The following is a 24,405-nucleotide window of genomic DNA, read 5'->3' as shown; positions in this document are numbered from 1 at the left end:
CGGCGTCGCGTCGCGGGGGGCAGGGGAAGAGGCCGGGGCACCCCCGACCCGACCCCCGTCAACCACGCTCCTCCTATGGGCCACCACACACGAGCACCTCGACAAGGGGGAGCAAAACCGCCAATACCCGGCAAAACACCGGCGCTCCCGGGTTCCGTCCCCGATTGACGGCCCCTGGTGCGTCACAAGCCGCGACGGTCATTCCTATGATGGGCGCACGACACCACGGGCCGCCATGACCAGGCAGGGTCCACAAGGTGCACTGCGGCGCGACGGTGGAGGGGTCGATGGCTCAGGGGGCCGGACAGGGACCTGCGGGACGGACCGCGGAGGCGATCTCGCCCTACCCGGGGTACGCCCTGCCCGGATACACCCATCCGCTGCCCCCTCCGCACCTGGGGGAGCACGTCGGGGAGGACCACGGGCACCATCTCGTGGAAGACCACGGCCACCACCTCGGGGACGAGGCGGTTCACCACCTCGGGGACGAGGCGGTTCACCGCCTGGCCGCCGAGGACCCCGGGCACCTCGACGGCTACACGCCCACCGCGCGCGACCTGCCCGTCATCGAGCCCCGGCAGCCCCAGGCGTACGGCGAGGCGCCGCACGACGTCCCCACCGTCGAGCTGACCCCGATCACCGCGCCGCAGCACCACCCCGTCCCGGGCGGCCCGGGCCCGCTGTACGTCGTCGGCGACGTCCACGGCTACCTGGACGAGCTGTACGCGGCCCTCGCCGCGCAGGGCATCGTCGACGCGCACGGCAACTGGGCGGCGGGCAACACCCGCCTGTGGTTCCTCGGCGACTTCACCGACCGGGGCCCCGACGGCGTCGGCGTCATCGACCTGGTCATGCGGCTCTCCGCCGAGGCCGCGGCGGCCGGCGGCTACTGCAAGGCGCTCATGGGCAACCACGAGCTGCTGCTCATCGGCGCCAAGCGGTTCGGCGACACCCCCGTCAACTCGGGCGCCGGAACGGCCTCGTTCCAGGCCGCCTGGCTGCTCAACGGCGGCCAGCGCACCGACATGGAGCGGCTGCAGGACCACCACCTCCAGTGGATGTCGCGGCTCGACGCGATGGCGGAGGAGGACGGCCACCTGCTCGTCCACTCCGACACCACCGCCTACCTGGAGTACGGCGACTCGATCGAGGCGGTCAACGACGCGGTGACCGAGGCCCTCCAGCGCAACGACCCCGACGAGTGCTGGGACCTGTTCCGCAAGTTCACCAAGCGCTTCGCCTTCCGCGACGAGTCCGGCTCCATGGCCGCCCGCGAACTGCTGGAGACCTACGGCGGCAGCCGCGTGGTGCACGGCCACAGCCCTATTCCGTACCTCCTCGGCGAGGTGCCCGGCGAGGACTCCGACGGCGAGGAGAGCGCCCCCGTCGTGGACGGCCCGCACCTGTACGCGGACGGTCTGGCCCTCGCCATGGACGGCGGCGTCACCATGGCCGGAAAGCTGCTGGTGGTGCAACTGCCGCTCGCCGACTGAGGATTATCCGACCGGTTCATGGGCAGGTTGGGATTCCCGCCGCCGCGGGGGAATTCGCGAAACGCACTGTCACCCCGCGCCGGTGCGGCTCTACCATCGGCTTATCCGTAGCAGGCTCTCCTCCGTTTCCGCCCCATGCAGGCGCCGTCGGCGCCAAGGGCCCTACGGAGCATCGGGGGATGCACATGAACAGCGCTCCGCATCTGCTGGCCGAGGATCGCCCGGAATTCGAGCGGGTCCTGGACCTGGCACTGCGCTCGGCGGACCGGGATCCGGAGATCAGCGCACTGATCGCCGCGGAAGGACGGCGACTCGACACCGAACAGCTGCGGACTTCGGCCCTCCGGGCCATGACCGCGATTTCGGCGCACGCGCTGCCGGAATACCGGAATTACGTCCGGGCGCGTGAGGAACTGCGCAGACCGCACCACCGTTCCGCCACGGCCGGTTCCCCGGAACGCGGCCGGTACGAGAACGGCGGCGGCGCCGGCCCGGACGCCTCCGGAGCGGGCGCCGGGGCGGTGCTCACCGTCCTGGCACCGGTTCTCGCCGGGATAGCCGCCTTCCTGTTCCTCGTCATCGGCTATGTGCTCAAGGTGATCGGCACCGAAAGCTCGGTCGCCCGGCCGATGGTGACCGTGGGCTGGTGGTTCGCCGGCCTCACGGCCGCCGGTGCGCTCATCGCCATGGGCGCACTGCTGCTCGCGGCGTTGCGCAACGGCCGTCCGGGCGCCCCCGGAACCGGAGCGTCCGGTCCCTCCCGCGCGTCCCGCACCGCCGGCCCCTCCCGTCACGACCGGCTGACGCTGGACGCCGACCGGGCCCGGGACGCCTGGCACGAGGCCCTGCTGCACCGCGGCGTCCTGCCCTTCCTCCGGGAGGCCCTGGCCGACGCGCCCGTCGCGCCCGACTCCTCGTACGTCCCGGGGCCGCGGGAGGAGCGAGGCCGCACCTCGCGGCTGGGCTTCTCCAGCCCGGGCTTCTCCAGCCACGAGGAGCAGCCGGGCCCCCACCTCCGGCCCCGCTTCAGCAGCCCGGACTACACCGGTCCGGAATTCGGCGGGTCCCACGGCCGGGAGTGAGGCCCGCGCCGCTCACGGCGCCGGCCGCGAGGCTTCCGGTCCGAGGACGCCGGCCCGCCGGGCCGCGACGACCCAGGCGGGGAACTGGGACAACAGCCGGTCGTAGAGCTCCTGATCGGAAAGGGTGGTGATGTCGTCCACGGCGAAGAACCCGACATTGTCGAGGGAACGGTTCGGCAAGGTGTCGAACCGTTCCAGCACCCCGTAGTCGGCCCGTCCCAGCCCCACGAACTGCCAGAACACCGGCTCCTTCACGGCCGCCCGGAGCTGCTGTTCGATCCGCTCGTCCTCGTACACACCGCCGTCGGAGAAGAACAGGACGAGCGTCGGGTCGGCGGACGGCTCCTTCCGGACGTCCTCGCGAACCTTGGCGATCACCTTCGGCTCGTTGTTCCCCCAGCCGATCCGGCTCATGGCGACCTGCCCGGCGCGACGCTCCCCCTGCCCGTACTGCCATGGGTCGTCCAGCCGCACGTGCAGGGAGATCCACTCCGGCAGACCGCCCAGCAGCAGATCGGGCAGGCGGGCCGGGCGGTCGGCGAAGACCCACGCGCCCATCGCGCCGTCGTCGTCCAACTGCGCGGCCACGGCCGCCATCCGCTCCACCACCCCGGCGACCACACCGTCGTCGTACAGCTCGCTCATCGAGCCGGACGCGTCGAGCACCAGGACCACACGCGCCCGGAGCCCGTCGGCGCCGTGCTTCCTGAGGCTGACGGACACCTGCTCCTTGCGCAGCGCCAGCCGCTTGCGCAGATCGACGGGCAGGTGCTCCTCGGCGGACGCGGTGGGAGGTGCCGGAACCGGTTCGTCCCCCTCCACCGCGACACCGAAGTCGTCCTCCACCGCGACACCGAAGTCGGTGGCGAGCCCGGCCAGCCCGGTGTCGTACCCCTGGCCGACCGCCCGGAACTTCCAGCGGCCGTCGCGCACGTACAACTCCCCGCACACGAACGCCGTTTCCGGCCCGCCGGACATCTCGTACCGGACCAGCGCCGCACCCGTCGCCGCGTCCAGCAGCTCCAGCGTCAACCCGCTCACCTCGCCGAACGTCCCGCCGTCCGTCGCGGCGCAGAGGACGACCCGTTCGACGCCTGCCTCCAGGCCGTTCCGGTCGACCGCGACGGTGTCGGCGACGAGACCGTCCGGCTCCGTCCGCTTGCCCCGGTGCGCGACGGCACCCGAGGCGTGCCGCGGCTGGTTGTAGAAGACGAAGTCGCCGTCCCCGCGCACCGTTCCGCCGGCGGTGAGGAGCAGCGCCGTGGCATCGACGTCCGGCGCTCCCGGCACGGCTTTCCAACGGAGCACGGCGTGCACTGCGGTCGCGGGCACCACACAGTTGGCGCCCTTGCTCAGGGATATGTCGTTCATCCCGTCAGTCTCACGACGAACAGAGGAACCGGACAATCCGCTGCAGATCCGCCAGGGGAGCCCCACCAAGTGGAGCTCCCCGCCATCACGTCCGCTATCAGTCGGCGAGCGGCAGATAAACGCGGTTGCCGGACGCGGCGAACTCCTCCGACTTGGCCCGCATTCCGGCCTCGATGTCGGCCTCGGTGCCACTCCCGCCCAGGTCACCGCCGTGCTCGCGGCGGATGTCCTGGGAGATCTTCATCGAGAAGAACATACATAGAACCCCCACATGGCCTAGCGTGGTGGCACCACCCGCTTCACGGACCCAGGGGGGACCTACGTGACGTCACGGGAAGAGAAGATCAGCAAGCTGCGCGGCACACCGGAGGGCTTGCCCTCGGTCGAGGAAGTGCGCGCCATGCTTGCGGCGGATCCGGCGCTCAAGTGCGTGGTCTGCTACGCCCGCATCTCGTTCGACGGCCGAGTGAAGGACGCCCATGGCGTCGAGGACCAGCATCGCGACATGTCCGAGGATGCCAGGAAGTTCCACTGGCTTGTGGTCTACCGGTACACGGACAACGACAAGAGCGCGAGCAAGGAGACCGTCGTCCGGGACGACTTCGAGCAACTGATCAACGACCTGACGGTCGGCACCACGCCCGAGGGCTACCCGATCCACGGCGTGATGGCTGCGAACGACGACCGCCTGTACCGCCGGCCCAGCGACTGGGAGCGCTACCTCAAGGCGTTCACCGCCCACGAAGACCGCGTCTACCACGACTCGAACGGAGTCCAGGACCTCTACGCCGAAGGGTTCGAGATCAAGGGCCTGGTGGGGGTTGCCATGTCTCTCAGCGAGACCCGGAAGAAGCAGCGGAGGACCCGGAACAGCCACCGCAGTCGTGCGCTGAGAGGCCAACCGGTGTCCGCGTGGCGCCCCTTCGGGTGGCAGGACGACAAGGTCACGCTTGACGCCGTGGAGTCCGAAGCCATCCGGCAGGCCGTGAAGGACGTGCTTGCCGGGGCGTCCATCTCGGAAATCACCCGCCGCTGGAAGGAAGCCGGTTACCTCACGAGCCGGGGGAACCTCTTCCAGTACCAGACCGTGAAACAGGTACTCGTCAACCCTCGGCTGTGCGGCTACCGCGAGCTCAAGGGAGAGCTCGTTCGCGACGGCGACGACCAACCCATCGTGGGAGCGTGGGAGGCGATCATTACGCCGAAGCAGTGGTACGCGATCACCGCCAAGATCCGCGAACGCGGCCAGGGGAAAGGGCTGCCGCGCGGTGGGCTTGTTCACAAGTACCTGCTCACCGGCATCATGCGCTGCGGCAACGTGCTGGAGGACGGGACGATCTGCAACAGCAAGATGATCGGCGTCAAGGCCAACGACTGGCTCAAGTACAAGCACGCGTACTTCTGCAAGAAGACGGTCGACGGCGGATGCAACAAGACGTACAAGCGGGGCGACAAGACCGACGAGCACATCGAGCGACTGGTGATCGCGAAGCTCAAGGCCGAGGCGGAGGCGGCCCGCGAGGAAATCCCCGAGTGGCCCCGAGCCGATGACCTGGAACGCGCGGTGCAGAGCCGGAACGCCCTGGAGCAGCGCTGGCAGAAAGGCGAGATCGACGACGAGGCGTTCTTCCGGAACCTCGCACCGCTCGAAGCCCGCGTCAAGCAGCTCCGAGCGGAGCAGGCTCACCACCTCGCGATGAAGGCCGAGGCCGAGGCGGCGCGCGAGGACATCACCGCCTCGTGGGGAGACAAAACGCTGACACAGCAGCGGACCGCGATCAAGAAGGTTCTTCACGCGGTGATCGCCGTGCCCGGTGGCAAGGGAAACAAGACGTTCGACGTGGAACTCCTCAAGCCGGTCTGGCGGACCGCCTGATGAGCCTTACGCCGAGGATTTCCCCCAGCGACCGGAGCTGATCATCTGAAAGCGGCGGTGACTCCCGAACATGACGTTCGACCCAGGCAGCCACCGCCGCCTCTTCCCGCTCAGCTCGCTCATGCCTGCCGGCCGGAGCGTTGGAGCGGCTCACTGGAAGCCCCCGGAGCCTTCGAACGCCTCTTGTGCAGTGATCTGGTTCAGCAGCAGCTCATGGGCAGCAGACTCCGCGATCAGCGCGGCGCCGGGCCCGTGACCGGCACCGACGTAGCGCCACGCCGACCGACTCAACGTGCGGTTCTGCTCCGACAGGGCTGGAGCACCCCGGTACTGTGCGCGAACTTCACGGAGGTCCCTGTACGTCGTGGAGTAAGCGCGGGATTTGGTGAGGATGTGGCCTCGGTAGCCGAGGGCGTGAGTCCAGGCGCGGAGGCGGAGGGGCTGGAGTTCGGGGAGGCCGCCGAGGCGCCAGCAGGTGTGCATGAGGGTGCGGACGTGCGGCGTTGCGGGGGTGGTTGCGATGTCGTCGAAGGTTCGGATGGGGTGGTCGGTGCCGGTGGTGGTTTCGGCGGTGCTCTTGGTGACGTACTTGGCGATGTAGGCGGCAACGGCGTCGTCGGCCAGGTCGCCGGTGTCGAGGGGGCGGACGTCGAGTTGGGTGCCCCAGCGGAGAGTGTGTTCGCCGAGGGCAGGGCTGTAGGGGGTGCGGACGGTGATGCGGGAGGCCGCGGTTCGCACGGCGTCCGCGAGGAGGGCCGTGGTGGCCCAGGCGGGCGGCCGGTCGTCCGGGCCGGTCGGACCGTCGAGCCGGACCACGGCATGGACGTGGACGGCCGCGCGTCGCTGGTACTCGGCGACCTTGGCGAAGGAGAGCCGGGCGTGAGCACGGAAGCGGGTTTGCGGGATCCCGGCGGTGGTGGCGAGGTGGCGGCGGAGGGTGCGGGTGAAGCGGGACCAGAGTTCGCCAGCATGTGCGTGCCACAGGACGTGGCCGGTGTAGTCGTAGCAGTCCGGGCAGAGAGGCTGCCCCACGGCCAGGTCGTCCGGCAGGTGAGTGTGAGCGCACCCGAGGGGACGGCCGTGTTCACAGCGCCGGGCGCCGCGTCGGGGGCGGCATCGGGTTCCGTCGGTGGTGGTGTGGTGGACGGGGCCGAAGCCGGGGGCGGTCAGGGTGACGAAGAGGCGCGGGTGCGTGGTGACCGTGGCGGGGACGGTTTTGCCGCCGGTGAGGCCGGCGCGGACGAGGTGGTAGGTGTCGCCGGCGTGGAGGCGGGAGCAGGGTTCGCAGACGGTGCGGCGGCGGTTGCGGCAGCGGACGAGGAGGCGTTCGCCGGGTTCGTCGCGGGTGTCGTAGTGGTGGAGGATCTCGCCGGTTGCCGCGTCCACGGTGGTGGTGTGGCCGGTGAGGTGGACCGGGCGGGCGCAGCCGCCGGTGGCGGTGACCTGCTCAAGCCAGCGGGTGAAGCCGGGGGTGTTGGCGAGGTGGGTGATCTCTTGGTCGATCAGGGGGAGCTGACGCAGGCGCGCCACGCGGTCGAGGACGGCGCGCCGGTCAGCCGTTGTGGTGGCGGTGGTGATGGTGGTGACCTTCCGGGGTGGGCCGCCGTAGCGGCACGGGGAATGGGTGGTGGGGTGGTGTCGTCCATGGCGCGGGTCCTTCCTTGTTGGTGGGTGGTCGGGGTCAGCGGGTGGTGCCGTGTCCGCGGCAGCAGCGGCAGCGGCGCCAGCGGCCGGAGGGGGTGCGAACGCGTCGTTCGCCACGGCAGTAGGGGCACGGGACGGGCCGCATGGGCATGGAGGGCTCCCGTTCGGGGGTCAGGTGTGGGTGAAGCCGGACAGGAACCACGTCACGAAGCTGTTGATCGTGAAGAGGAACGGGGTCTGTCCGACGTAGACACCGAAGAGGGCGATAACCAGGGCCTGCCACCAGCGCACATCCCGAGAACGGATGAGCAGGACGGTGATCAGGCCGAAGACGACGACGAGGGGGATGGCGGTGTTCTCGCTCACTGCGGCACCTCCCCGCCACCGGCCAGCAGCAGTGCGTGGTGGACCTCGTCCAGGTCGGGTGTCAGGTCGCTGTACTTCTCGGCGGTGCGCCGTGCTTCGTCGGGAGTGGTCAGATGGGATCGAGCACGGTCCCAACCACCGTCGGGCCCGGTACACACAGCCGTGCCCTTCTCCTCCGCCGTGATCGCCTGAGCGACCGCGACCGCGTCCTTGTTCAGGTCACCCAAGGTCATCTCCGCGGTACCGGGGTCGTTGACCCGGTGGCAGGCCCGGCCGGAGAGCTGGGCGCGCAGGGCGGTGACGCCGGGGCCGAGGTCGGAGCCGACGCGCTGTCCGGCGACGACCAGGTGCACGCCGAGCGCCGCGCCGAGCTGAGCGATGCGCAGGAGGTAGGTGGAGCACTTCTCCACCTCCGCCTTGCCCTCCCGGGTTCCGTCGGACAGGTACAGCTCGGCCAGTTCATCGACGATCACCACGACCGCGACGGGCCGTTCCTTGGCCGGCAGGTCCCAGATCGAGCGGGCCCCTGCATCGCGGCAGATCCGCATCCGGATCTGGAGTTCGGCGACGAGGGCGCCGAGGACGGCGACGGCTTCACGCCGGTTGGTGGTCAGGGCGGACAGACGGGGTTCGAACAGGCCCAGTTCCATGCCTCCTTTGCAGTCGATGCCGACCAGCGCCACGTTCTGCGGCGCGAGCTGGGTCACGAGCCGGGCGAGCAGGGTGGACTTGCCGGACTGGGTGGCGCCGGTGATCAGCCAGTGCGGCACTTGCCGGAGGTTGATCACCCACGCGCCGCCCGATTCGAGAATCCCGACCAGGGCGGACAGGTGCGCGGCCGGAGCGTGCGCGAGACCGGGACGGGCCAGCGGATCACCGGCGGTGGCCAGTAGATGCACCAGGCCACGCTCCGGGGAGGTGACGCGGACCGCGTGGACCTTCCAGGCGTGCGCCAGGGCGTCAGCGGCGGCGATGAACGCCGCCGGGGTCTGCCCCGGGTGCAGGCGCACCATCACCGACAACCCCGTACGGGTCGCTTTGGGGAAGGAGATGCGCGGCGGGATCGGCCGCAACGCCTGCCCCTTGACCACCAGGTCCCCGAGCACGCCCCGAGACGGCCCGCGCGAAACGGCCAGGTCGTGAAGTTCGGCGACCTTCCGCCAGGTGCGCACCACCCGCACGGCGGTGACCGGGTAGCCGGTCAGGTACCAGAACACCGCCGGATGCCGCTCCCGCAGCGCCGCACCGGCGACGACCAGCCAGGCCAGGGCCGCGAGAAAGAACGCGAGGAGGATCGGTCCCACTACCGGTCACCCCCCTTCCCCGACGCTGCCGGGGGCCGAGTGGGCACGGGCTCGGGTGCGGGGGTGATGGCGGAGGCGCGGAAGGAGACGCCGTGCCGGTCACCCATGGCCCAGGCGAACGCCTCCAGGCCCGTGATCCGCACCTCCACCCCCTCCACCACGCCCGGCTGCTCGCCGGGCACGGCCACCTCGATGACGGAGACCCGACGCGCCTGCTGACGGACCATCACGCCCACGGTGTAGACGGTGTTGCCTTCCTTGTCCTTCTTGACCTCCCCGGTGTCGAAGTTGGCGATCTTCGGTTCCGGCGCGACGGCGCACCGCAGTACGCCGAGCCGGCTGACGTCCACAGGAATGGACTGCATGACAGTGGCCTCCCAGGCCGATCGAGACGACCGTCTCAACTCACCGGTCGTCACTCGTGCTTACGAGTGACGACTATGAAGCCTTGGAAGGGAGCCGCGCAAGTGCTTATGCTGACGAGTGACGTAAGAGGTAGGGCCGAGTGCCTGTCACCTGACGTCAGTGCCCCGGAGAGCGACCGGGGCCGACCCGAAGCGAAAGGGGAAGCCCGACTGTGGGAGACATCCAGCGCCCCGGCGCCCTGTATCAGCAGGTCGCCGCCGAGATCCGCAACGCCATCGCGGCCGGCGAGTTCCCCCCGGGAGCGCCGCTCCCCTCAGAGACTCAGCTCATCGAGCGCTACAAGGTCTCCCGGCCCACCGTCCGCAACGCCGTCGCCGCCCTCCGCTCGGAGGGGTTGATCGAGGTGATCCACGGCAAGGGCAGTTTCGTCCGCGCCACCGCCGCCCCGACGCTCGCCGTCAACCGCAGCATCCACCGCACGGACAACACCTTCGCCCTCGGGCACCAGTGGGAAACGGTCGAAGAACCCACGGTCTACCGCACACAGACCACGGCCACGACCGCACCCCTGCTGGAACTGCCCGAGGGCGAAGCACTGTTCGCAGCCGACCGGCTCCTGAGCGACCCGCGCACCGGCACCCGCGCCCTGCACCGCACCCTCATCCCGTTCGCCACCGCCGAGAACACCCCCCTCGCCCACTCCCCCGACACCGCCCCCGAAGACGTCTACGCCGCACTCGCCGAGGCCGGACACCAGCTCACGTGGAGCGAGGCCGTCAGCGCCCGGATGCCGCAGCCCGACGAACGCACCGCCCTCGAACTCCCCAACGCCACCCCGGTCGTGATCTCCACCCGCATCACCCACGGCACCGACCACCAGCCACTCATCCTCGAACAGCTCACCGCCAACGCCGCCGAAGCCCAGTACACCTACCGACTCACCGCCGACACCGCCCCCGCCCGAACCTGACGATCCCGGATCGGTCCAAACTTTCTCTACTTCCTCAAGGGCGCACCGTCGGCGCGCCGGGCGGCCCCGGCGCCCTCGCCCGGGCTGCGGCCTGACGGCCGGTCCCGGACGAGCGCCAGGCCGCCCGCAATGCCGCGAGCGCCGGAGGAGCAGAGAACGGCTCCGCCGGCCAGCAGTTCAGCGCGCCGTGACGACGGCGCGGTGAAAGACCTAACAGCGTGGCTGAGGCCGCAGGTGGGCTGAGCGAGGCACACGTGACAGGCGCGTCGCCGTCCGCCTGTCCGTCGTGGCTGACTTTCTGTGGTGCGGGATGGTCAGGCGGGTTGTTCACGAGGAGGGAGGGAACCGAGCATGTCCATGTGCTTGCGCGCCCGCACCAGTAGTTGGTGACTCCGGTCCGCCGTCAGAGCCACCCGCGCAAGCGCGTCAACAAAGGGGTCCTCCGAAGGCAGCGACGCAACTTCGGCGGTGTACACCGCACCTATCGACTCCCGAACATACAGCCAGCTCCCCTGAAGAGTGAGACGGCTGAGATGCGCCTCACCGACGGGTGTGCCGGCTTCGCTGGGGACCACCCGGACCGCGGCCCTGCCCTCCCAGGCAAGGCGGAGTAGGTGATCGATCTGCTCGGCCATGACGAGGCCACCACCAACCGGCCGTTCCAGAACGGCGCTGTCCAGGAACAGCGTGTGCACCTGGTTGTCGAGAAACTGGCGCGGGATCCGCTCAGGGGCGGAAAAGGCGGACGCCCCGGTGACGGCCAATGCCCGGTGGTAGGCCGGGGTCCGCAGCGGAACGGGAATGACCGTGGCCGTGTACGTGGTGATGGCCTCCGCCCGCTGCTCACACAGGGCCAGACGGTCATGCCAGCCCGGACCCATGTCCCCCACCTGTTCGGCATAATCCCTGACCCGCACGAGTTCACCGACGGCCCGAGCGCACTTCTTCGGAACCCCGTAATGGTGGCGTATCAAAACCCTGGCGTGACGGCGCGTGAAGACCTGCCCGCCCTCCAGCCGGCTCACGGTGCTGATGCTGCACCCCAGGACCCGAGCGGCATCCTCTTGGTGCCACCCCCGGAGGATGCGCAAGTGCTGTAAATACGCCCCCACCACCAGGCCCGCAGCACGGACCGCAGCAGGTCTCGGGGTATCAACAGTCGCCATCACACCCTCCAGGAGCACTACCTAAGCCGTATCGCAGATCAACCGGGCGACCGCCCGCACCGTCTCCGGGCTCCAGACCACCCGCACGACCCCCGAACCATCACCCCGCGTCTGCGCCGCCGCCGTACCCTCCACCTCAACCCCGACCGCCGTCAGCGCCGTCTCAAGCTCCGCCGCAGCCTCCCGGGCCTCCCGCCAACCGGCCACGTAATCCACCCCACGCACCCACACCACCGCATCAGGGTCGAACTCCGCGCCAATGCCCTCGAACGCCCCATCGTCCGCGCCGCGCATGAACCTGCCTCCTTTCACCGGCCGTTGGCCCGTGGTCCGGCAGGGCACTCCGTGCGCAGACGCGACGAAGGCCCCGGTACTATCAGCACCGGGGTCTTCGCGCCCCTGCCGGACCACCCCGGTTGCTTCCCGGCTCGGGGGTGGTCCGGTCTTGCATCTCCATGTGGTGAGGACGGTCCGGCCCTCCCGACCCATTTGGGAGAGCCGAACCGTCGACGGCGGATGGAGCAACCGCCGCCCCCTAGACACGGTTGACGGCGAGCACTCCCAAGTGGAATGGAGAAGCGACGCTTCCGCTCAGGGTGATCTCGTGTCAAGGGAGTTGAAAGAGAGCAAGACGCGCCGATCTCGTTCGCGTCCCGCCCTGGTCTAGTCGGGCTGTGTTCGATCAGTCGTGGCGGATGTCCGCCGGTCAGCCATGCGACGCCGCGTCGTTTCGCTCAGCACTCGCATGGCAAGCTCCCGGTCCATGGTGGTGATCTCCCTGTAGATCCGACGGTTCGAGACACGGCACCACCACCACTGTTCGACACGGTAGGAGAGGTTGGAGAGGACCCGGCTTATGAGGCGTTCGCTCATCGGGTGTCGCGACGCCGGGCGGTCCCCCCGTCAGGGACCACTTCCACCGAGTCCGTACCGGCGAGCCTCAGCAAACCGCCGGCCTTGAAGACGAGCACCACCTCACGCCCGCCCGCCCGGTCCTCGATGCGGACGGCCTTGACCTCCCGCTCTTCGCCCCGGTCGAGGACGGTGTCGCCGCGCCGGACCCTCTGTGACCAGACCCGCATGCTCACCCCTCCATCCCTTCGACCGGCACTTCGAGCAGTGCCCACACCGACTTGCCGACGCCGTTCCGCTCGCTCACGCCCCACTGCCGAGACAGCGCCTCCACCAGGAGGAGCCCCCGACCGCCCTCGCCGTCCCGCAGGGACAGGTCGGACCACCGGCGGTCGGCGTCCTCGACCTGAAGGTGCAGCCGGCGCCCCTCGGAGGTGAACCTCGTCGCGACCTGCCGCCCGGGCGAAACACGGGCGTGGACGACCGCGTTGGTCATCAACTCGGACAACACAAGGACGGCCGCGTCTTCGACGGCAGCCATGCGCCAGCGCCTCAAGGTGACGCGTAGTTCCTCTCGGGCCCGTCTGACGGAACAGGGGTGCCTAGGCCAACGCCGCACGACCGGCGGCACGTTGGTGAGTACAGTCGTGTGCTCCATGAGCAACAGCCTCGCGGCCGGGCCGTATGGCGAGTAAGGCCCAACGGGATACCCAAAGTGGGTAGCATCCCCCTGACGCTCATCAGCGTCGATCAGTGCAGGCGCCCGGACACGGAGTACCCGCATGACTCATGGCTCGCGGCCCCAGGGGCTTCCGGAGAGACTGCTCGCAAGCGAAGCGATGATTTCCGCTTGCCGGGAACGCGACTTCTCCCAGATCTTCAGGCTCGCCGCGCGACGGGGCGGGATCCACTACTTCGGCATCGGGCAGCGGGTGAGTCTGACAGCCAGCCGGGTTGGAGAGATCGCGTCCGGGAAGCGGAACATCCGCGACATGGACGTCATCGAACGGGTAGCCGACGGGCTCCGCATCCCCGGTCACATGCTCGGGCTGGCCCGCCGTGAGTGGGAAGCGCCAACAGCAGAGGAGGCTACTCCGGACGAGGCTCCCCCTTCGCTGTTCGGGGCCGCGAACCCGGCGCCGGCCCTCCCCGGAGCCGACCTTGACAGCATTCTGGCCGTGGCCGCCGGCCCGAAGCTCAGCCCCTCCACCGTCCGCGCGCTGCACTCCTCGATTGAGGACTACTGGCGGCGCGACGACGAGCACGGAGGAGAAGCCCTCCGGCCAGCGGTCGTCGGGCAACTCCGGTACGTCGTCGGACTGATCAAGGAGGCGCACGGCGAAGAGTTCCGGCAAAGCCTGTACGGAGTGGCCGCCGAGCTTGCCCGGCTGACCGGGTGGACCTACTTCGACGCTCGGCAGTACAGCCAGGCTCGCATGTACTTCACGGAAGCCCTGCAAATGGCGAAGGCGATCGACAGCAGACCGTTCATGGCCAACGTGCTGTCGTGCATGAGCCTGCAAGCGACCTACGAGGACCGTCCGACGGATGCTGTCGCCTTGTCCACGGCCGCTCAGGACTGCGCGCGCCTGCACGGCGGGACTCCGCGCGTGATGTCGATGCTGTCGATGCGGGAGGCGTTCGCCCACGCCACGATCGGAGACCGATCGGCGACCCACTCCGCGATCAGCGAAGCTCACCGGTACTTCGAACGGATCTCCGTTGCGGACCCGGACCCGTCGTGGGTCACCTACTTCGATGAAGCCAAGCTCACCGTGGACACCGGGATCGCGCGGGGCCAGCTCGGAGAGGCAGCCGCAGCCGAACCCCTGGTTGCCGACGCCCTCCGTCGGGCCCACCCGAGCAACCACCGCGGGCGGGCCTTCCACTCTTTCTGGCTGGCGAACATCCAGCTCCAACGCGGCAATCTCGATCAGGCATGCCAGACGGCGGGCGAAGCCCTGCCGCTCACCGCCACGATCGATTCCGAACGCGTCGTCGGGCACTTCCGGGAGTTCCGCCAACGGCTGGTGCCCTACCGCAAGGAGCCGGCGGCCCGGAACTTCGAAACCCAGCTCCAGGCCGCCCTACGCTGATCCCTCAGCGGACTCCCTCTTCCATCAACAGGTACAGCAGGCCAACGAGGGACCCGCTGCTGACCACCTCGCGACGGTCGATCATGCCCCGGACCTGATCAAGCGGAACCCACTCGATCCGGTCGGACTCGTTCTTCTCCGTGGGCGGGCCGATGTGCGTGGCCCCGTCCGCACGGAACACGTAGTGCTGCGAGTCCGTGATCCCGTTGGCGGGCTCCGCGTAGATCAACTGCTTCATGGCCCCCGGCCGCCAACCGGTCTCCTCCTCCACCTCCCGGGCGGCAGCCTCCTCCGGGGTCTCGCCTTCCTCGATCAGCCCCATGGGCAGCTCCCAGGCCCACGAGTCCGTGATGAAGCGGTGGCGCCACATCATCAGCACCTCCCGCCGGTGATTCACCACCGCCGCGACAGCCAAGTGACGCAGCCGGACAACGTGGTGCTCCCACCGCCGGCCGTCCGGCTGCTCCACGTCCACGAGGCACAAGTTCACCCAGGGATTGGTGTAGATCTGTCGCTCACCGTGGGTCTTCCACTGCATGTGAGTTACCCCTCTCGCCGTCAACACCCAGCATCCCAGAGGGCACGCGAACGGAGAGAGGGGTGGATCAACTCGTCGATCAGCATGGTCAAGCTGCATCAGCTAAGCAGGCCCTCACCGACCGTGGGCTAGGGCCTTACTGGGCAGGAGGCGCAGGACCAGGCGCTCTTCCACAGCGATAGCCTCGCGCCTACCGCGGCAGCTCACCCTGCTCTCGTACCTGGCGACGGGCAAGACGCCGGGCCCGGGCCCGCCCTGCGCGTGCCTCCTGAGCCAGGTACACCAGGTACTGGAGGTTCTTCGCCGTGTCAGCGCCATCCTTGCCGTTGTACCTCGCGCACTTCTTGGCTATTCCACGCAGGGCCGCGTCCTGCGGGATGCGCTGGCCCGCCAAGTAGCCGTTGACCTGGCGGGTGTTCCCCCCGAAGACCAGCCATCGCTCCTCGTACAGTCCGGTTGACTCCACCAGATCCCGCAGAGCTGCGATGAATCGTTGATGTTCCTCCGGAACCGGGATGCTGACAGCTTTGGCTCGAGGACGGTCCTGCGCCTCAACGTAGAGACGCACCTCTACATACCGGTCATACCATTCCCAGCCAGCGTCAACGCCCTGGTGATCTCCTGGCAATCTGCCGAGCCACGCCCAGCCAGGAAGCACAGACAAGTACGCGCGTGTCGACCGTTCCGCCGATGGATCACCGATCCACCAACGCAGGAGAGTGCCCACAGTCACAGGCGCCGGAAGCCGTGTGCCGGATAGCGCTCCGTACAGTGCAGCTCGAGATACCGCGCCGTTGCACCTCTGCGCGACCACCGGAATCGGCAGTTTCTGCCGCCCCAGATCCCGCAGGTCATAGGCGAACTTCTGCACTAGGCCCTGTGACGGGTCGGGGACCTTCGGATGCGCTGGCACTGATTCGCTCCTCCCTTCCGCCACCCCTGATGTCTTGCGACATCTTTCTACACCTCTGCTGTGTCACCACCTATCGATACGCTTCTTCGGAGACGGGAACGGCCGGGTGACTTCCCTAAGTTGGGGCTTTCACACCTGGCACCGCGCCAACGGGTTGCCGTCACCACGTAGTCCAGCAGGTCTCCGACACCTGGAGGTGACATGACAGTGGCCCCCTGCGCCAACAGGGGGCCACTCACGTAGTCCGACGGGTCTCCCACCCGCATAACGCCACGTTCAGCGACGACAGGAGAGAGCCATCAGCTATACACCCGAGCCTACGGGCCAGACCGAGGCGCCGTCGAGCCGCGCCACCCGTACGGGCCGCCAGCGGGCCACCCGTCCGACTATCCGGGCTCTGTGCCGGACTGGCGCGCACGGGCTCGTCGGAGGAGCAGCAAGCGCCCTCGGTACCGCCGCCGGCACATGGCTTATCTGGTGGGTTCAGAACCGGTGAGCCGCCGTTCTTGATCACAAGTAGTGGTCGCGATGGGGGTCGGTACTGCTTCCGGTACCGACCCCTTGACGGTCGGCAGTCCAAGCTCGCGCCATGTCGACGCTTGGGCCTCTCGACGAGTGCTTGGTCGAGTTCGTCGACAACTCCGTCGACGAGGGGCAAGCGGCAGGCAAGGCAGATGGGCAGTACCATCCGAACCTGTCTGCCAAAAACGATCGATTAGTCCGCGATCGGCAGGTAAACCCTGCTGCCGGCCTCCGCGAACTCCTTCGATTTCTGCATCATCCCTGCCTCTACCTCCTCAGGCGTGGCCGTCCCGTCCGCGTCTGCGCCGCCGAACCGCTCTGTGATGCTTCTGCTAATTTTCATCGAACAGAACTTGGGCCCGCACATGGAGCAGAAGTGCGCGGTCTTCGCCGGTTCGGCGGGCAGCGTCTCGTCGTGGAAGGCGCGGGCGGTGTCCGGGTCGAGGGCCAGGTTGAACTGGTCCTCCCAGCGGAACTCGAACCGCGCGTCGGAGAGCGCGTCGTCCCATTCCTGGGCGCCCGGGTGGCCCTTGGCCAGGTCGGCGGCGTGTGCGGCGATCTTGTATGTGATGACGCCGGTCTTGACGTCGTCGCGGTCCGGCAGCCCCAGGTGCTCCTTGGGGGTGACGTAGCAGAGCATCGCCGTGCCCCACCAGGCGATCATCGCCGCGCCGATGCCCGACGTGATGTGGTCGTACGCCGGGGCGACGTCCGTCGTCAGCGGGCCGAGCGTGTAGAACGGCGCCTCCTCGCAGATCTCCTGCTGGAGGTCGATGTTCTCCTTGATCTTGTGCATCGGGACATGGCCCGGGCCCTCGATCATCGTCTGGACGTTGTGCCGCTTCGCGATCGTGTTGAGCTCGCCCAGCGTGCGCAGTTCGGCGAATTGCGCCTCGTCGTTCGCATCCGCGATCGAACCCGGGCGGAGGCCGTCGCCGAGGGAGTACGTCACGTCGTAGGCCGCGAGGATCTCGCAGAGCTCCTCGAAGTTCTCGTACAGGAACGATTCCTTGTGGTGCGCCAGGCACCAGGCGGCCATGATCGAGCCGCCCCGGGAGACGATGCCGGTCTTCCGGCGCGCGGTCAGCGGGACGTAGCGCAGCAGGACGCCGGCGTGGACGGTCATGTAGTCCACGCCCTGCTCGGCCTGCTCGATGACCGTGTCCTTGTAGATCTCCCAGCTCAGCTCCTCGGCCTTGCCGTCCACCTTCTCCAGCGCCTGGTAGAGCGGCACGGTGCCGATGGGGACGGGGGAGTTGCGCAGCACCCACTCGCGGGTGGTGTGGATGTTGCGGCCGGTGGAGAGGTCCATCACCGTGTCGGCGCCCCAGCGGGTGGCCCAGGTCATCTTCTCGACCTCCTCCTCGATGGAGGAGGTGACGGCCGAGTTGCCGATGTTGGCGTTCACCTTGACCAGGAACTTCTTGCCGATGATCATCGGCTCGATCTCCGGGTGGTTCACATTGGCCGGAAGCACGGCCCGGCCGGCCGCGATCTCCTCACGGACCGTCTCCGGGGAGACGTTCTCCCGGAGGGCGACGTACTCCATCTCCTCGGTGATCTCACCGCGCCGCGCGTAGGCGAGCTGCGTCACGGCGGTGCCGGACCGCCCCCTGCGGGGCTGGCGCGGGCGGCCGGGGAAGACCGCGTCGAGGTTCTTCAGACCGCCGCGCGGCGACGTGTGCTTGATGCCGTCGTCCTCCGGGCGCATCGGGCGGCCCGCGTACTCCTCGGTGTCGCCGCGGCCGATGATCCAGTTCTCGCGCAGCGGCGGCAGGCCCCGGCGGACGTCCGTGGTGACGTCCGGGTCCGTGTAGGGGCCCGAGGTGTCGTACAGCTGTACGTCCTGTCCATTGGTCAGGTGCACCCGGCGCACCGGGACCCGGAGGTCGGGGCGGGAGCCGGTGACGTAGTCCTTGTGCCAGCCGATCCGTCCGGTCTGTCCGGTACGACCCGTGGCCTCGGCCGTCGGTCGCGTGGTGGACGAGTCGGCAGACGTGCGTGCGTCCTGCGAGGTCATATGACCGTAACTCCCTACGCCGGCATTACCCGGTAACAGGTTCAGCGGTCGACGCAGCGGTTTCCGTACCGTTCGTACGGAGGTCAGCGCCCTCTCAGCCCGGTGCTCCGAGCTCCCGCGATTGCAAAGGTGACACAACGCTAGCGCCTACCGGCGTCGGAGTGCCAGAGGGGCTTGCGATGATCGGGCGATGACCCCCAGCAACGCCGTTCCCCCGCCCCGGCCGCCCTCCGCGCCGCATGAATCCGGCCATGGTCGAGGGAGGGGGCGGGGGCGGAGACGGCGGAAGGGGTTCCGGCCGGGGGCGGACGCGGGGGCCGGGCACGGGCATGGGCACGGCTCTCACGCGCACGGCCACAGCCATGGCCACGGCCACGGACCCGTCACTCCCGTTTCCCACAGGCTGCGGAAAGTGATCGCGGCGGTGCTGATCCCGTTCACGGCTGCGGTGCTGGTGGGGCTGGTGGTGCTGTGGCCGGGGGGCGCGCCGCCGCACTCGCACACCGGACTCGGGCTCGACCGGCACACGGAGTCGGGGCGGGTGGTGAAGCAGGAGGAAGTGGCGTGCGCCGGGGGCGCGGGAGGCGCGGGCTCCGCCGGGGGGCCGGGGGACGGCCAGGCTCCGCCGCAGCCCGGCGCGGCGTCGGGCGGTCCGGCCCCGGCCGAGGGTCCCTGTCTGTCGGCCGTCATCGAAGTCGCCTCGGGTCCGGACAAGGGCCGTACGTTCACCGAGATCGTGCACCCCGGCGCGTCCCGGCAGTACACGGTGGGGCAGCGGGTCGTCCTCGCCTACGCCCCCAAGGCGCCCGAGAACCTGCGCTATTCGGTGATGGACGTGGACCGCGATCTCCCGGTCGGCCTGCTGGCCGGTCTGTTCGCGCTGGCGGTGGTGGCCATCGGACGGCTGCGCGGCGTCTTCGCACTGGTGGCCCTCGTCATCAGCTTCGGCGTGCTGACGCTGTTCATCCTCCCCGCGGTGCTCCAGGGGTCTGATCCGCTGCTGGTCGCGGTGGTCGGCGGCAGCGCGATCATGCTGATCGCGCTGTACCTGTGCCACGGCCTCAACGCCCGCACCTCGGTGGCGGTCCTGGGGACGCTCACCTCACTGCTGGTCATCGGGGTGCTGGGGTCGTGGTTCATCGACTGGGCGCGGCTGACGGGGAACACCGACGACCAGACCGCGCTCGTCCACGGCCTCTTTCCGGGCATCGAGACCCAGGGCCTGCTGCTGGCGGGGATCATCATCGGCTCGCTGGGCGTCCTCGACGACGTGACGGTCACGCAGACGTCCGCGGTGTGGGAGCTGAAGGAGGCCGATCCCTCGGCGAGTTGGCGCAAATTGTACGGTGCGGCGATGCGCATCGGGCGGGACCATATCGCCTCTGTCGTCAACACGCTCGTGATGGCGTACGCCGGTGCGTCACTGCCGTTGCTCCTGTTGTTCTCGATCGCCGACAGCGGCGTGGGGACGGTGGCCACGAGCGAGGTCGTCGCGGAGGAGATCGTACGGACGCTGGTCGGCAGTATCGGTCTCGTGCTCTCGGTGCCGGTGACGACGCTGCTGGCGGCGCTCGTTGTCAGTGCCGACCGGCACACTGAGGGTGAGGGAGCGGAGACCGGGGGCGGCGGCGGTGCGCGGTCCGGGGGCGGACGACGCCGCCGGGCGAAGCACTAGCGCGGGGCCCGGACGGTACGGGTGCCGGCGGGCGCCCGCGCGCAGGTGCTTGTCGGCGGGACGGCCGGACTGGGGGGTGCCGGTGATCGGGGAGACGGGCCGGGTGACGGGGGCGATCGGCCCCGGGCTGGTCGGCGAGGTGATGCTCCGGGTGCGCGGGGGTGCCGAGGCGTTCCTGGCGTACGCGGTGGACCCGGGCGAGCGCATCACGCGGGGGACGCTCGTGGTGGTCGTGGAGTACCAGCCGCCCCGCACGGTCTATGTGACATCCGCCTACGGCTGACCCGCCTGACGACGGCCGGTGACGGCGACCGGGGACGGCGACCGGGGACCGCCGACGACGGCCGACGACGAGGGCAGAGGCGCTCGACGACCACCGCTGACCACCACCGCCGCCGCCCGCCGGGCCACAACACAAAAGGGGGAAACGGGACATGTTCATCGGAATCGTGGCGGGTGCCGTCGTGGTGGCCATCGCCCTCGCGGTAGGGCTGTTCAAGTTGATGTGGCGCGTCGCGGAACCCAACGAGGCCCTGGTCATCTCCGGCTCGAAGCACCGTACGGAGGGCCTGGGCGAGGGCATGGGCTTCCGGATCGTCACCGGGCGCGGCACCCTGGTCCTACCCGGGGTACAGGTGGTGCGCAAGCTGTCCCTGGACCTCAACGAGGCGCAGTTGAACGTGGATTGCGTGACGAACCAGGGCATACCGCTCAAGGTCCACGGCGTGGTCATCTTCAAGGTCGGCGACGACTTCGTCTCGATCGCCAACGCGGCCCGCCGCTTCCTGGACCAGCAGAAGTTCATGTCGGAGCGGGTGCACAACGTGTTCGCCGGGCATCTGCGGTCGATCGTCGGCGGGCTGACCGTGGAGGACATGATCCGTGACCGGGAGCGGCTGACGGGTGAGACGCGGGCGGCCTCCGGCACCGAGATGGAGAAGCTCGGCCTGATCATCGACTCCTTGCAGATCCACGAGATCCAGGACCCGACCGGTTACATCAAGAACCTGTCCGCGCCGCACGCCGCGGCCGTCCACCGGGACGCCCGGATCGCCCAGGCCGAGGCGGACCGGCTGGCCACCGAGGCCGAACAGGCGGCGGCCGCGCGGATGGCCGAGGCGACCCGGGACAGCGAGATCCTCCAGGCCGGGTACCAGGCCGAGCGGGACGGCGCCGCGGCCAAGGCGCGGCAGGCCGGGCCGCTGGCCGAGGCGGCGGCGCAGCAGGAGGTCGTGGTCCAGGAGACGCGGGTGGCGGAACTGGCGGCGCGGCGCCGGGAGCAGCAGCTCCAGGCGGACGTCCGGAAGCCGGCCGACGCGGCCGCGTACAAGACGCGCACCCTGGCGGAGGCCGAGCGGGACGCCCGGATCTCGGCGGCGCAGGCGCTGGCCCGGGAGACGGAGCTGGCCGCCGCGGCCGACGCGACCCGGGTGAAGACGGAGGCCGCGGCCGAGGCCGAGGCCACCAAGGCGCGCGGCCTGGCCGAGGCGGCCTCGACACGGGCCACCGGTGAGGCGGAGGCCGCGTCCGGGCAGGCGCAGGGCGTGGCCGAGGCCGAGGCGGCCAAGGCCCAGGGCCTGGCGGAGGCGGAAGCGGCGAAGGCGCAGGGTCTCGCGGAGGCCGAGGCCACCCGGGCGCGCGGGCTGGCGGAAGCCGAGGCGGCCAGGGCCCGGGGCCTCGCGGAGGCGGAGGCGGCCCGGGCCCGGGGGCTGGCGGAAGCGGAGGCGATCAAGGCGAGGGCGGCGGCGCTGGCGGAGAACCAGGACGCGGTGGTCGCCCAGCAACTGGCCGAGAAGTGGCCCGAGATCGTCGGGGCCGGCGCCCAGGCGTTCGGAAGCGTGGATCACATGGTGGTGCTGAACGGCGCGGACGGCCTGTCGGAGGCGTTCGCCAAGGCGCTGACCCTGGGCGGTACGGGCCTGGGGCTGGCGCGGCAGCTCCTGTCGGCCATGAGCGGTGGCATCGACGGCTCCCATGGCGCCGGGGGCCACGACGGCATCGTCGGCACCGGTGGCACCGGTGGAAGGGGCGGCGGCCGGGCTCCGGGAGCCGCAGGGGGCACCGACGGCGGTGACGGCGGCCACGGGGCCGGGGCCGGGGCCGGGATCCCCGACCGGGGTACGGCCGCCGCGCCGGGCGGCCCCGTCCCGCGCACCGAGCGGGTGCCGGTCGAGCGGCCCGCCGGGGGCCCGGCCGGGGGCGGTGGCGGCGCGCCGGCGCGTTAACCGGCGTTCTGCCCCTCGGTGTTGCCGGCGAGGATGCTCTCGAGCGCCGCGGCCAGGTCGTAGTCGAAATCGGCGACCGAGCGCTCCTCGCCGAGCGGGGCGACGCGGTCCGTCCGGTCCAGGAAGGCCACGAGGGGCGCCGCCCCGGCCCGGAACAGCGCGCCTTCGCCGCCCACTTGCAGACGGATGAAGACGTCCGAGAGGTGCTGCGCGGAGGCGGGGGCGATGTGCACATCGCCTTCGCCCGAGGGCTGGCTCAACCCGTCTAGCAGCAACTCCCTTGCGAAAGCCCAGGTCACCGGGGCGTCGCCGGGCAGATGAAAGGTGAACTTCACCGCGTAGGGATCGCTGCTGTCATAGGCCAGCTCCACCGGGATACGGAAGGACAGCTCCTCGGAGACGAGGAACGTCATGATCACTTCTGCCTGAACTGTGTCGCGCATCGCCCAATGCCCCGTCTTTGTCGGTTTGGCCGGGATTGGATCCTCATGGCCCTACTCATGACGCCATAGTCTGACAACAACGCCCTGTGGATCACAAGGAGTGATTTTTCAGTTACCGATAGAGATTGAGAGGGAGCTTACGGCTCTTCGACTCTGGAGAGTAGCGACTCGACTACGGCGCGGAGTCGTTCCGCCGGATTCCGGGCGGGCATAAGCAGAGAACTGGCCAAAGTGCGGGCCGTCCACCGCCGGGGCGGGACAGTGGGCGGACACCCGACGGACACCCGACACACGGCCGTCAGGCGGCTGTCGGGCAGCGGAACGACGGCGTACCGACGGCGGGCGGGGCCGTCGGCGCGACGAGGAACGATGCCGGGGCGATGAGGAAACGGGCGATCCGCGTCCGCCCTACTCCTGCCCCGCGCAAACCGGTTGGAATCATGCCGGGACATGCCGGAGGGGCGGAAATCCCGCCCCTCCTCGCACACTCGGTGCCGGGGTGAACCGGCCGTACCGGCTGACGGCCGAAGTTACTCCCCGCGTTCCGATTCGTTGAGTTGACGAATTCGCCGGAGCGACGGACCTACCAGTCGCCGCCCTTCGACGACGAGGACCCCGTGAACTTCTTGACGACGAAGATCAGGCCACCGATCAGCGCCACCAGCAGCAGCGCCTTGAACAGAACGTCGATGACGATCCCCAGCACGCTGATGATCAGGCTGCCGAACACCACGCACACGAGCACCGGCAGGGCGATCCACTTCACCCACCACGGCAGTCCCGCGAGTATCCCCTTCTGACCCATGTCGTTCCCTGCTCTCCGCTCGCGCGTCGTTGTCGGATCACGGCCGCCGTGCCACTCCGCCGTCCGCGGCGCGAGCGGCGGGCGGGTCGTGTGCCACCGGTGTCACCGGCCGTCCGGAGCGGTCGCCCCGGCCTGCTTCGATGCTAGGGCGGACCGGGGTGCGAACGGGGCCGCCGCGGCCCCCGTACATCCCTGAACCTTCCCCTACGGGATGGGTGCCGGCGACCCTGAGATCCGGGGCCCGGCAGGGACCCTCAGCCGGGCGGACCAGGCGTCCGGGCGGGCGGACCGGCATCCAGGCGGCCGGACCGGCGCCCTGGCGGGCCGCAGCGGTGCGCCGGGTCAGCTCTCCGGCGGCGAGAAGACGACCAGGACCCGGAGGTCCTCGCTGATGTGGTGGAACCGGTGGGTCACCCCGGCCGGGACGTAGACGACACTGCCCCGCCCGACCTCCGTCGTCTCGGCGCCCACGGTGATCGACGCCCGGCCGCTCACGACCACGTACACCTCGTCCTGAGCGTGCGGGCCCTGCGGGTCCACATCCCCGGCGTCGAGCGCGTAGAGGCCGACCGACATGTTCCGTTCCTTGAGGAACTGCAGGTACGCCCCTTCGTTCGCGGCCCGCTCCGCCTCCAGCTCATCCAGCCGGAACGCCTTCATCCGCCGTCTCCTCCTCCG

General features: G+C 69.7%; 23 protein-coding genes and 1 pseudogene. 8 read left to right on the top strand and 16 right to left on the bottom strand.

Annotation, left to right across the window (positions count from 1 at the left end; all coding sequences use genetic code 11):
- The first annotated feature begins 287 nt into the window (after nt 1-287).
- Both J7W19_RS16520 and J7W19_RS16515 read left to right on the top strand, forming a co-directional pair.
- Nucleotides 288-1,493, top strand: coding sequence for a metallophosphoesterase (locus tag J7W19_RS16520; RefSeq protein ID WP_004948326.1), 1,206 nt, complete (start codon nt 288-290; stop codon nt 1,491-1,493).
- Nucleotides 1,494-1,672: 179 nt separating this feature from the next.
- Nucleotides 1,673-2,575 (top strand): hypothetical protein, encoded by a 903-nt coding sequence (locus tag J7W19_RS16515; RefSeq protein ID WP_004948329.1) that lies wholly within the window; start codon nt 1,673-1,675, stop codon nt 2,573-2,575.
- A 12-nt stretch (nt 2,576-2,587) separates the two neighbouring features.
- On the opposite strand, the gene J7W19_RS16510 is transcribed toward J7W19_RS16515, so the two are convergent.
- On the bottom strand, nt 2,588-3,946 hold the full coding sequence (locus tag J7W19_RS16510; RefSeq protein ID WP_004948332.1) for a VWA domain-containing protein: 1,359 nt from the start codon (nt 3,944-3,946) through the stop codon (nt 2,588-2,590).
- A 97-nt stretch (nt 3,947-4,043) separates the two neighbouring features.
- Nucleotides 4,044-4,199, bottom strand: a pseudogene (locus tag J7W19_RS16505) (thiamine biosynthesis protein ThiC); the annotation flags it as partial.
- A 69-nt stretch (nt 4,200-4,268) separates the two neighbouring features.
- Between J7W19_RS16505 and J7W19_RS16500 the strand changes: the two are divergent.
- The gene (locus tag J7W19_RS16500; protein ID WP_004948338.1) at nt 4,269-5,822 is read left to right on the top strand and encodes a recombinase family protein; all 1,554 of its coding nucleotides are present in this window, start codon (nt 4,269-4,271) and stop codon (nt 5,820-5,822) included.
- Nucleotides 5,823-5,972: 150 nt separating this feature from the next.
- Here J7W19_RS16500 and J7W19_RS16495 read toward each other — a convergent pair whose 3' ends face one another.
- The 4 genes from J7W19_RS16495 to J7W19_RS16480 form a co-directional block, all read right to left on the bottom strand.
- The gene (locus J7W19_RS16495) at nt 5,973-7,352 is read right to left on the bottom strand and encodes a replication initiator (RefSeq protein ID WP_004948340.1); all 1,380 of its coding nucleotides are present in this window, start codon (nt 7,350-7,352) and stop codon (nt 5,973-5,975) included.
- Between the two features lie 285 nt (nt 7,353-7,637).
- Nucleotides 7,638-7,832 carry a hypothetical protein gene (locus tag J7W19_RS16490; RefSeq protein WP_004948343.1) on the bottom strand — a complete coding sequence of 65 codons (195 nt, stop codon included), beginning with the start codon at nt 7,830-7,832 and terminating at the stop codon, nt 7,638-7,640.
- Nucleotides 7,829-9,136 (bottom strand): FtsK/SpoIIIE domain-containing protein, encoded by a 1,308-nt coding sequence (locus tag J7W19_RS16485; RefSeq protein ID WP_004948345.1) that lies wholly within the window; start codon nt 9,134-9,136, stop codon nt 7,829-7,831. Before J7W19_RS16485 ends, J7W19_RS16490 begins: the two co-directional genes overlap by 4 nt.
- Complete coding sequence (locus J7W19_RS16480) at nt 9,136-9,501, bottom strand: SCO3933 family regulatory protein (RefSeq protein ID WP_040890838.1); 366 nt, start codon at nt 9,499-9,501, stop codon at nt 9,136-9,138. Before J7W19_RS16480 ends, J7W19_RS16485 begins: the two co-directional genes overlap by 1 nt.
- A gap of 212 nt (nt 9,502-9,713) precedes the next feature.
- On the opposite strand from J7W19_RS16480, the gene J7W19_RS16475 reads away from it, so the two are divergent.
- The gene (locus J7W19_RS16475; protein WP_004948352.1) at nt 9,714-10,472 is read left to right on the top strand and encodes a GntR family transcriptional regulator; all 759 of its coding nucleotides are present in this window, start codon (nt 9,714-9,716) and stop codon (nt 10,470-10,472) included.
- Nucleotides 10,473-10,786: 314 nt separating this feature from the next.
- Here J7W19_RS16475 and J7W19_RS16470 read toward each other — a convergent pair whose 3' ends face one another.
- From J7W19_RS16470 to J7W19_RS16455, 4 genes are all read right to left on the bottom strand, one after another.
- Complete coding sequence (locus tag J7W19_RS16470) at nt 10,787-11,638, bottom strand: helix-turn-helix domain-containing protein (RefSeq protein ID WP_158688799.1); 852 nt, start codon at nt 11,636-11,638, stop codon at nt 10,787-10,789.
- 21 nt (nt 11,639-11,659) lie between these two features.
- Nucleotides 11,660-11,932, bottom strand: a complete 273-nt coding sequence (locus tag J7W19_RS16465; RefSeq protein WP_004948360.1) for a hypothetical protein — start codon at nt 11,930-11,932, stop codon at nt 11,660-11,662.
- A 575-nt stretch (nt 11,933-12,507) separates the two neighbouring features.
- Complete coding sequence (locus tag J7W19_RS16460) at nt 12,508-12,720, bottom strand: hypothetical protein (RefSeq protein ID WP_040890841.1); 213 nt, start codon at nt 12,718-12,720, stop codon at nt 12,508-12,510.
- 2 nt (nt 12,721-12,722) lie between these two features.
- Complete coding sequence (locus tag J7W19_RS16455) at nt 12,723-13,148, bottom strand: ATP-binding protein (protein WP_078588113.1); 426 nt, start codon at nt 13,146-13,148, stop codon at nt 12,723-12,725.
- Nucleotides 13,149-13,272: 124 nt separating this feature from the next.
- On the opposite strand from J7W19_RS16455, the gene J7W19_RS16450 reads away from it, so the two are divergent.
- Nucleotides 13,273-14,586, top strand: a complete 1,314-nt coding sequence (locus J7W19_RS16450) for a hypothetical protein (RefSeq protein WP_004948369.1) — start codon at nt 13,273-13,275, stop codon at nt 14,584-14,586.
- A 4-nt stretch (nt 14,587-14,590) separates the two neighbouring features.
- On the opposite strand, the gene J7W19_RS16445 is transcribed toward J7W19_RS16450, so the two are convergent.
- The 3 genes from J7W19_RS16445 to thiC all read right to left on the bottom strand — a co-directional run bounded on the left by J7W19_RS16445 (nt 14,591) and on the right by thiC (nt 18,579).
- Complete coding sequence (locus J7W19_RS16445) at nt 14,591-15,124, bottom strand: NUDIX domain-containing protein (RefSeq protein ID WP_004948372.1); 534 nt, start codon at nt 15,122-15,124, stop codon at nt 14,591-14,593.
- 190 nt (nt 15,125-15,314) lie between these two features.
- Nucleotides 15,315-15,590, bottom strand: a complete 276-nt coding sequence (locus J7W19_RS16440; protein WP_004948373.1) for a hypothetical protein — start codon at nt 15,588-15,590, stop codon at nt 15,315-15,317.
- A gap of 1,162 nt (nt 15,591-16,752) precedes the next feature.
- Nucleotides 16,753-18,579 carry a phosphomethylpyrimidine synthase ThiC gene (gene thiC / locus J7W19_RS16435; protein ID WP_004948376.1) on the bottom strand — a complete coding sequence of 609 codons (1,827 nt, stop codon included), beginning with the start codon at nt 18,577-18,579 and terminating at the stop codon, nt 16,753-16,755.
- Nucleotides 18,580-18,769: 190 nt separating this feature from the next.
- Between thiC and J7W19_RS16430 the strand changes: the two genes are divergently transcribed.
- The 3 genes from J7W19_RS16430 (at nt 18,770) to J7W19_RS16420 (ending at nt 22,479) form a co-directional block, all read left to right on the top strand.
- Nucleotides 18,770-20,254 carry a YibE/F family protein gene (locus J7W19_RS16430; protein ID WP_078588112.1) on the top strand — a complete coding sequence of 495 codons (1,485 nt, stop codon included), beginning with the start codon at nt 18,770-18,772 and terminating at the stop codon, nt 20,252-20,254.
- Between the two features lie 82 nt (nt 20,255-20,336).
- Nucleotides 20,337-20,537, top strand: a complete 201-nt coding sequence (locus J7W19_RS16425) for a hypothetical protein (RefSeq protein ID WP_040890849.1) — start codon at nt 20,337-20,339, stop codon at nt 20,535-20,537.
- Between the two features lie 151 nt (nt 20,538-20,688).
- Entirely contained in the window at nt 20,689-22,479 is a 1,791-nt protein-coding gene (locus J7W19_RS16420) for an SPFH domain-containing protein (RefSeq protein WP_004948383.1), read from the top strand.
- On the opposite strand, the gene J7W19_RS16415 is transcribed toward J7W19_RS16420, so the two are convergent.
- From J7W19_RS16415 to J7W19_RS16405, 3 genes are all read right to left on the bottom strand, one after another.
- Nucleotides 22,476-22,922, bottom strand: a complete 447-nt coding sequence (locus tag J7W19_RS16415; RefSeq protein WP_004948386.1) for an SsgA family sporulation/cell division regulator — start codon at nt 22,920-22,922, stop codon at nt 22,476-22,478. The two genes, J7W19_RS16420 and J7W19_RS16415, sit on opposite strands and share 4 nt — an antisense overlap.
- A gap of 583 nt (nt 22,923-23,505) precedes the next feature.
- On the bottom strand, nt 23,506-23,727 hold the full coding sequence (locus J7W19_RS16410) for a DUF5326 family protein (protein ID WP_004948392.1): 222 nt from the start codon (nt 23,725-23,727) through the stop codon (nt 23,506-23,508).
- 342 nt (nt 23,728-24,069) lie between these two features.
- Nucleotides 24,070-24,387: a cupin domain-containing protein gene (locus tag J7W19_RS16405; protein WP_004948395.1), complete on the bottom strand. Its 318-nt coding sequence runs from the start codon at nt 24,385-24,387 to the stop codon at nt 24,070-24,072.
- Nucleotides 24,388-24,405: the final 18 nt, after the last annotated feature.

It is taken from the genome of Streptomyces mobaraensis NBRC 13819 = DSM 40847 (genome assembly GCF_017916255.1).
GTDB classification, from domain to species: Bacteria; Actinomycetota; Actinomycetes; order Streptomycetales; family Streptomycetaceae; genus Streptomyces; species Streptomyces mobaraensis.
Note: the sequence above shows the minus strand (reverse complement) of the source record. Positions and strands in the feature narration are given on the sequence as shown.

Bases quoted from the DNA above. Each gene is read 5' to 3' on its own strand.
- J7W19_RS16460 (WP_040890841.1), bottom strand. From the start codon at position 12,720: ATGCGGGTCTGGTCACAGAGGGTCCGGCGCGGCGACACCGTCCTCGAC.
- J7W19_RS16415 (WP_004948386.1), bottom strand. From the start codon at position 22,922: ATGCGCGACACAGTTCAGGCAGAAGTGATCATGACGTTCCTCGTCTCC.
- J7W19_RS16480 (WP_040890838.1), bottom strand. From the start codon at position 9,501: ATGCAGTCCATTCCTGTGGACGTCAGCCGGCTCGGCGTACTGCGGTGC.
- J7W19_RS16430 (WP_078588112.1), top strand. From the start codon at position 18,770: ATGACCCCCAGCAACGCCGTTCCCCCGCCCCGGCCGCCCTCCGCGCCG.
- J7W19_RS16405 (WP_004948395.1), bottom strand. From the start codon at position 24,387: ATGAAGGCGTTCCGGCTGGATGAGCTGGAGGCGGAGCGGGCCGCGAAC.
- J7W19_RS16515 (WP_004948329.1), top strand. From the start codon at position 1,673: ATGCACATGAACAGCGCTCCGCATCTGCTGGCCGAGGATCGCCCGGAA.
- J7W19_RS16445 (WP_004948372.1), bottom strand. From the start codon at position 15,124: ATGCAGTGGAAGACCCACGGTGAGCGACAGATCTACACCAATCCCTGG.
- J7W19_RS16450 (WP_004948369.1), top strand. From the start codon at position 13,273: ATGACTCATGGCTCGCGGCCCCAGGGGCTTCCGGAGAGACTGCTCGCA.
- J7W19_RS16510 (WP_004948332.1), bottom strand. From the start codon at position 3,946: ATGAACGACATATCCCTGAGCAAGGGCGCCAACTGTGTGGTGCCCGCG.
- J7W19_RS16410 (WP_004948392.1), bottom strand. From the start codon at position 23,727: ATGGGTCAGAAGGGGATACTCGCGGGACTGCCGTGGTGGGTGAAGTGG.
- J7W19_RS16465 (WP_004948360.1), bottom strand. From the start codon at position 11,932: ATGCGCGGCGCGGACGATGGGGCGTTCGAGGGCATTGGCGCGGAGTTC.
- J7W19_RS16520 (WP_004948326.1), top strand. From the start codon at position 288: ATGGCTCAGGGGGCCGGACAGGGACCTGCGGGACGGACCGCGGAGGCG.
- J7W19_RS16470 (WP_158688799.1), bottom strand. From the start codon at position 11,638: ATGGCGACTGTTGATACCCCGAGACCTGCTGCGGTCCGTGCTGCGGGC.
- thiC (WP_004948376.1), bottom strand. From the start codon at position 18,579: ATGACCTCGCAGGACGCACGCACGTCTGCCGACTCGTCCACCACGCGA.
- J7W19_RS16455 (WP_078588113.1), bottom strand. From the start codon at position 13,148: ATGGAGCACACGACTGTACTCACCAACGTGCCGCCGGTCGTGCGGCGT.
- J7W19_RS16420 (WP_004948383.1), top strand. From the start codon at position 20,689: ATGTTCATCGGAATCGTGGCGGGTGCCGTCGTGGTGGCCATCGCCCTC.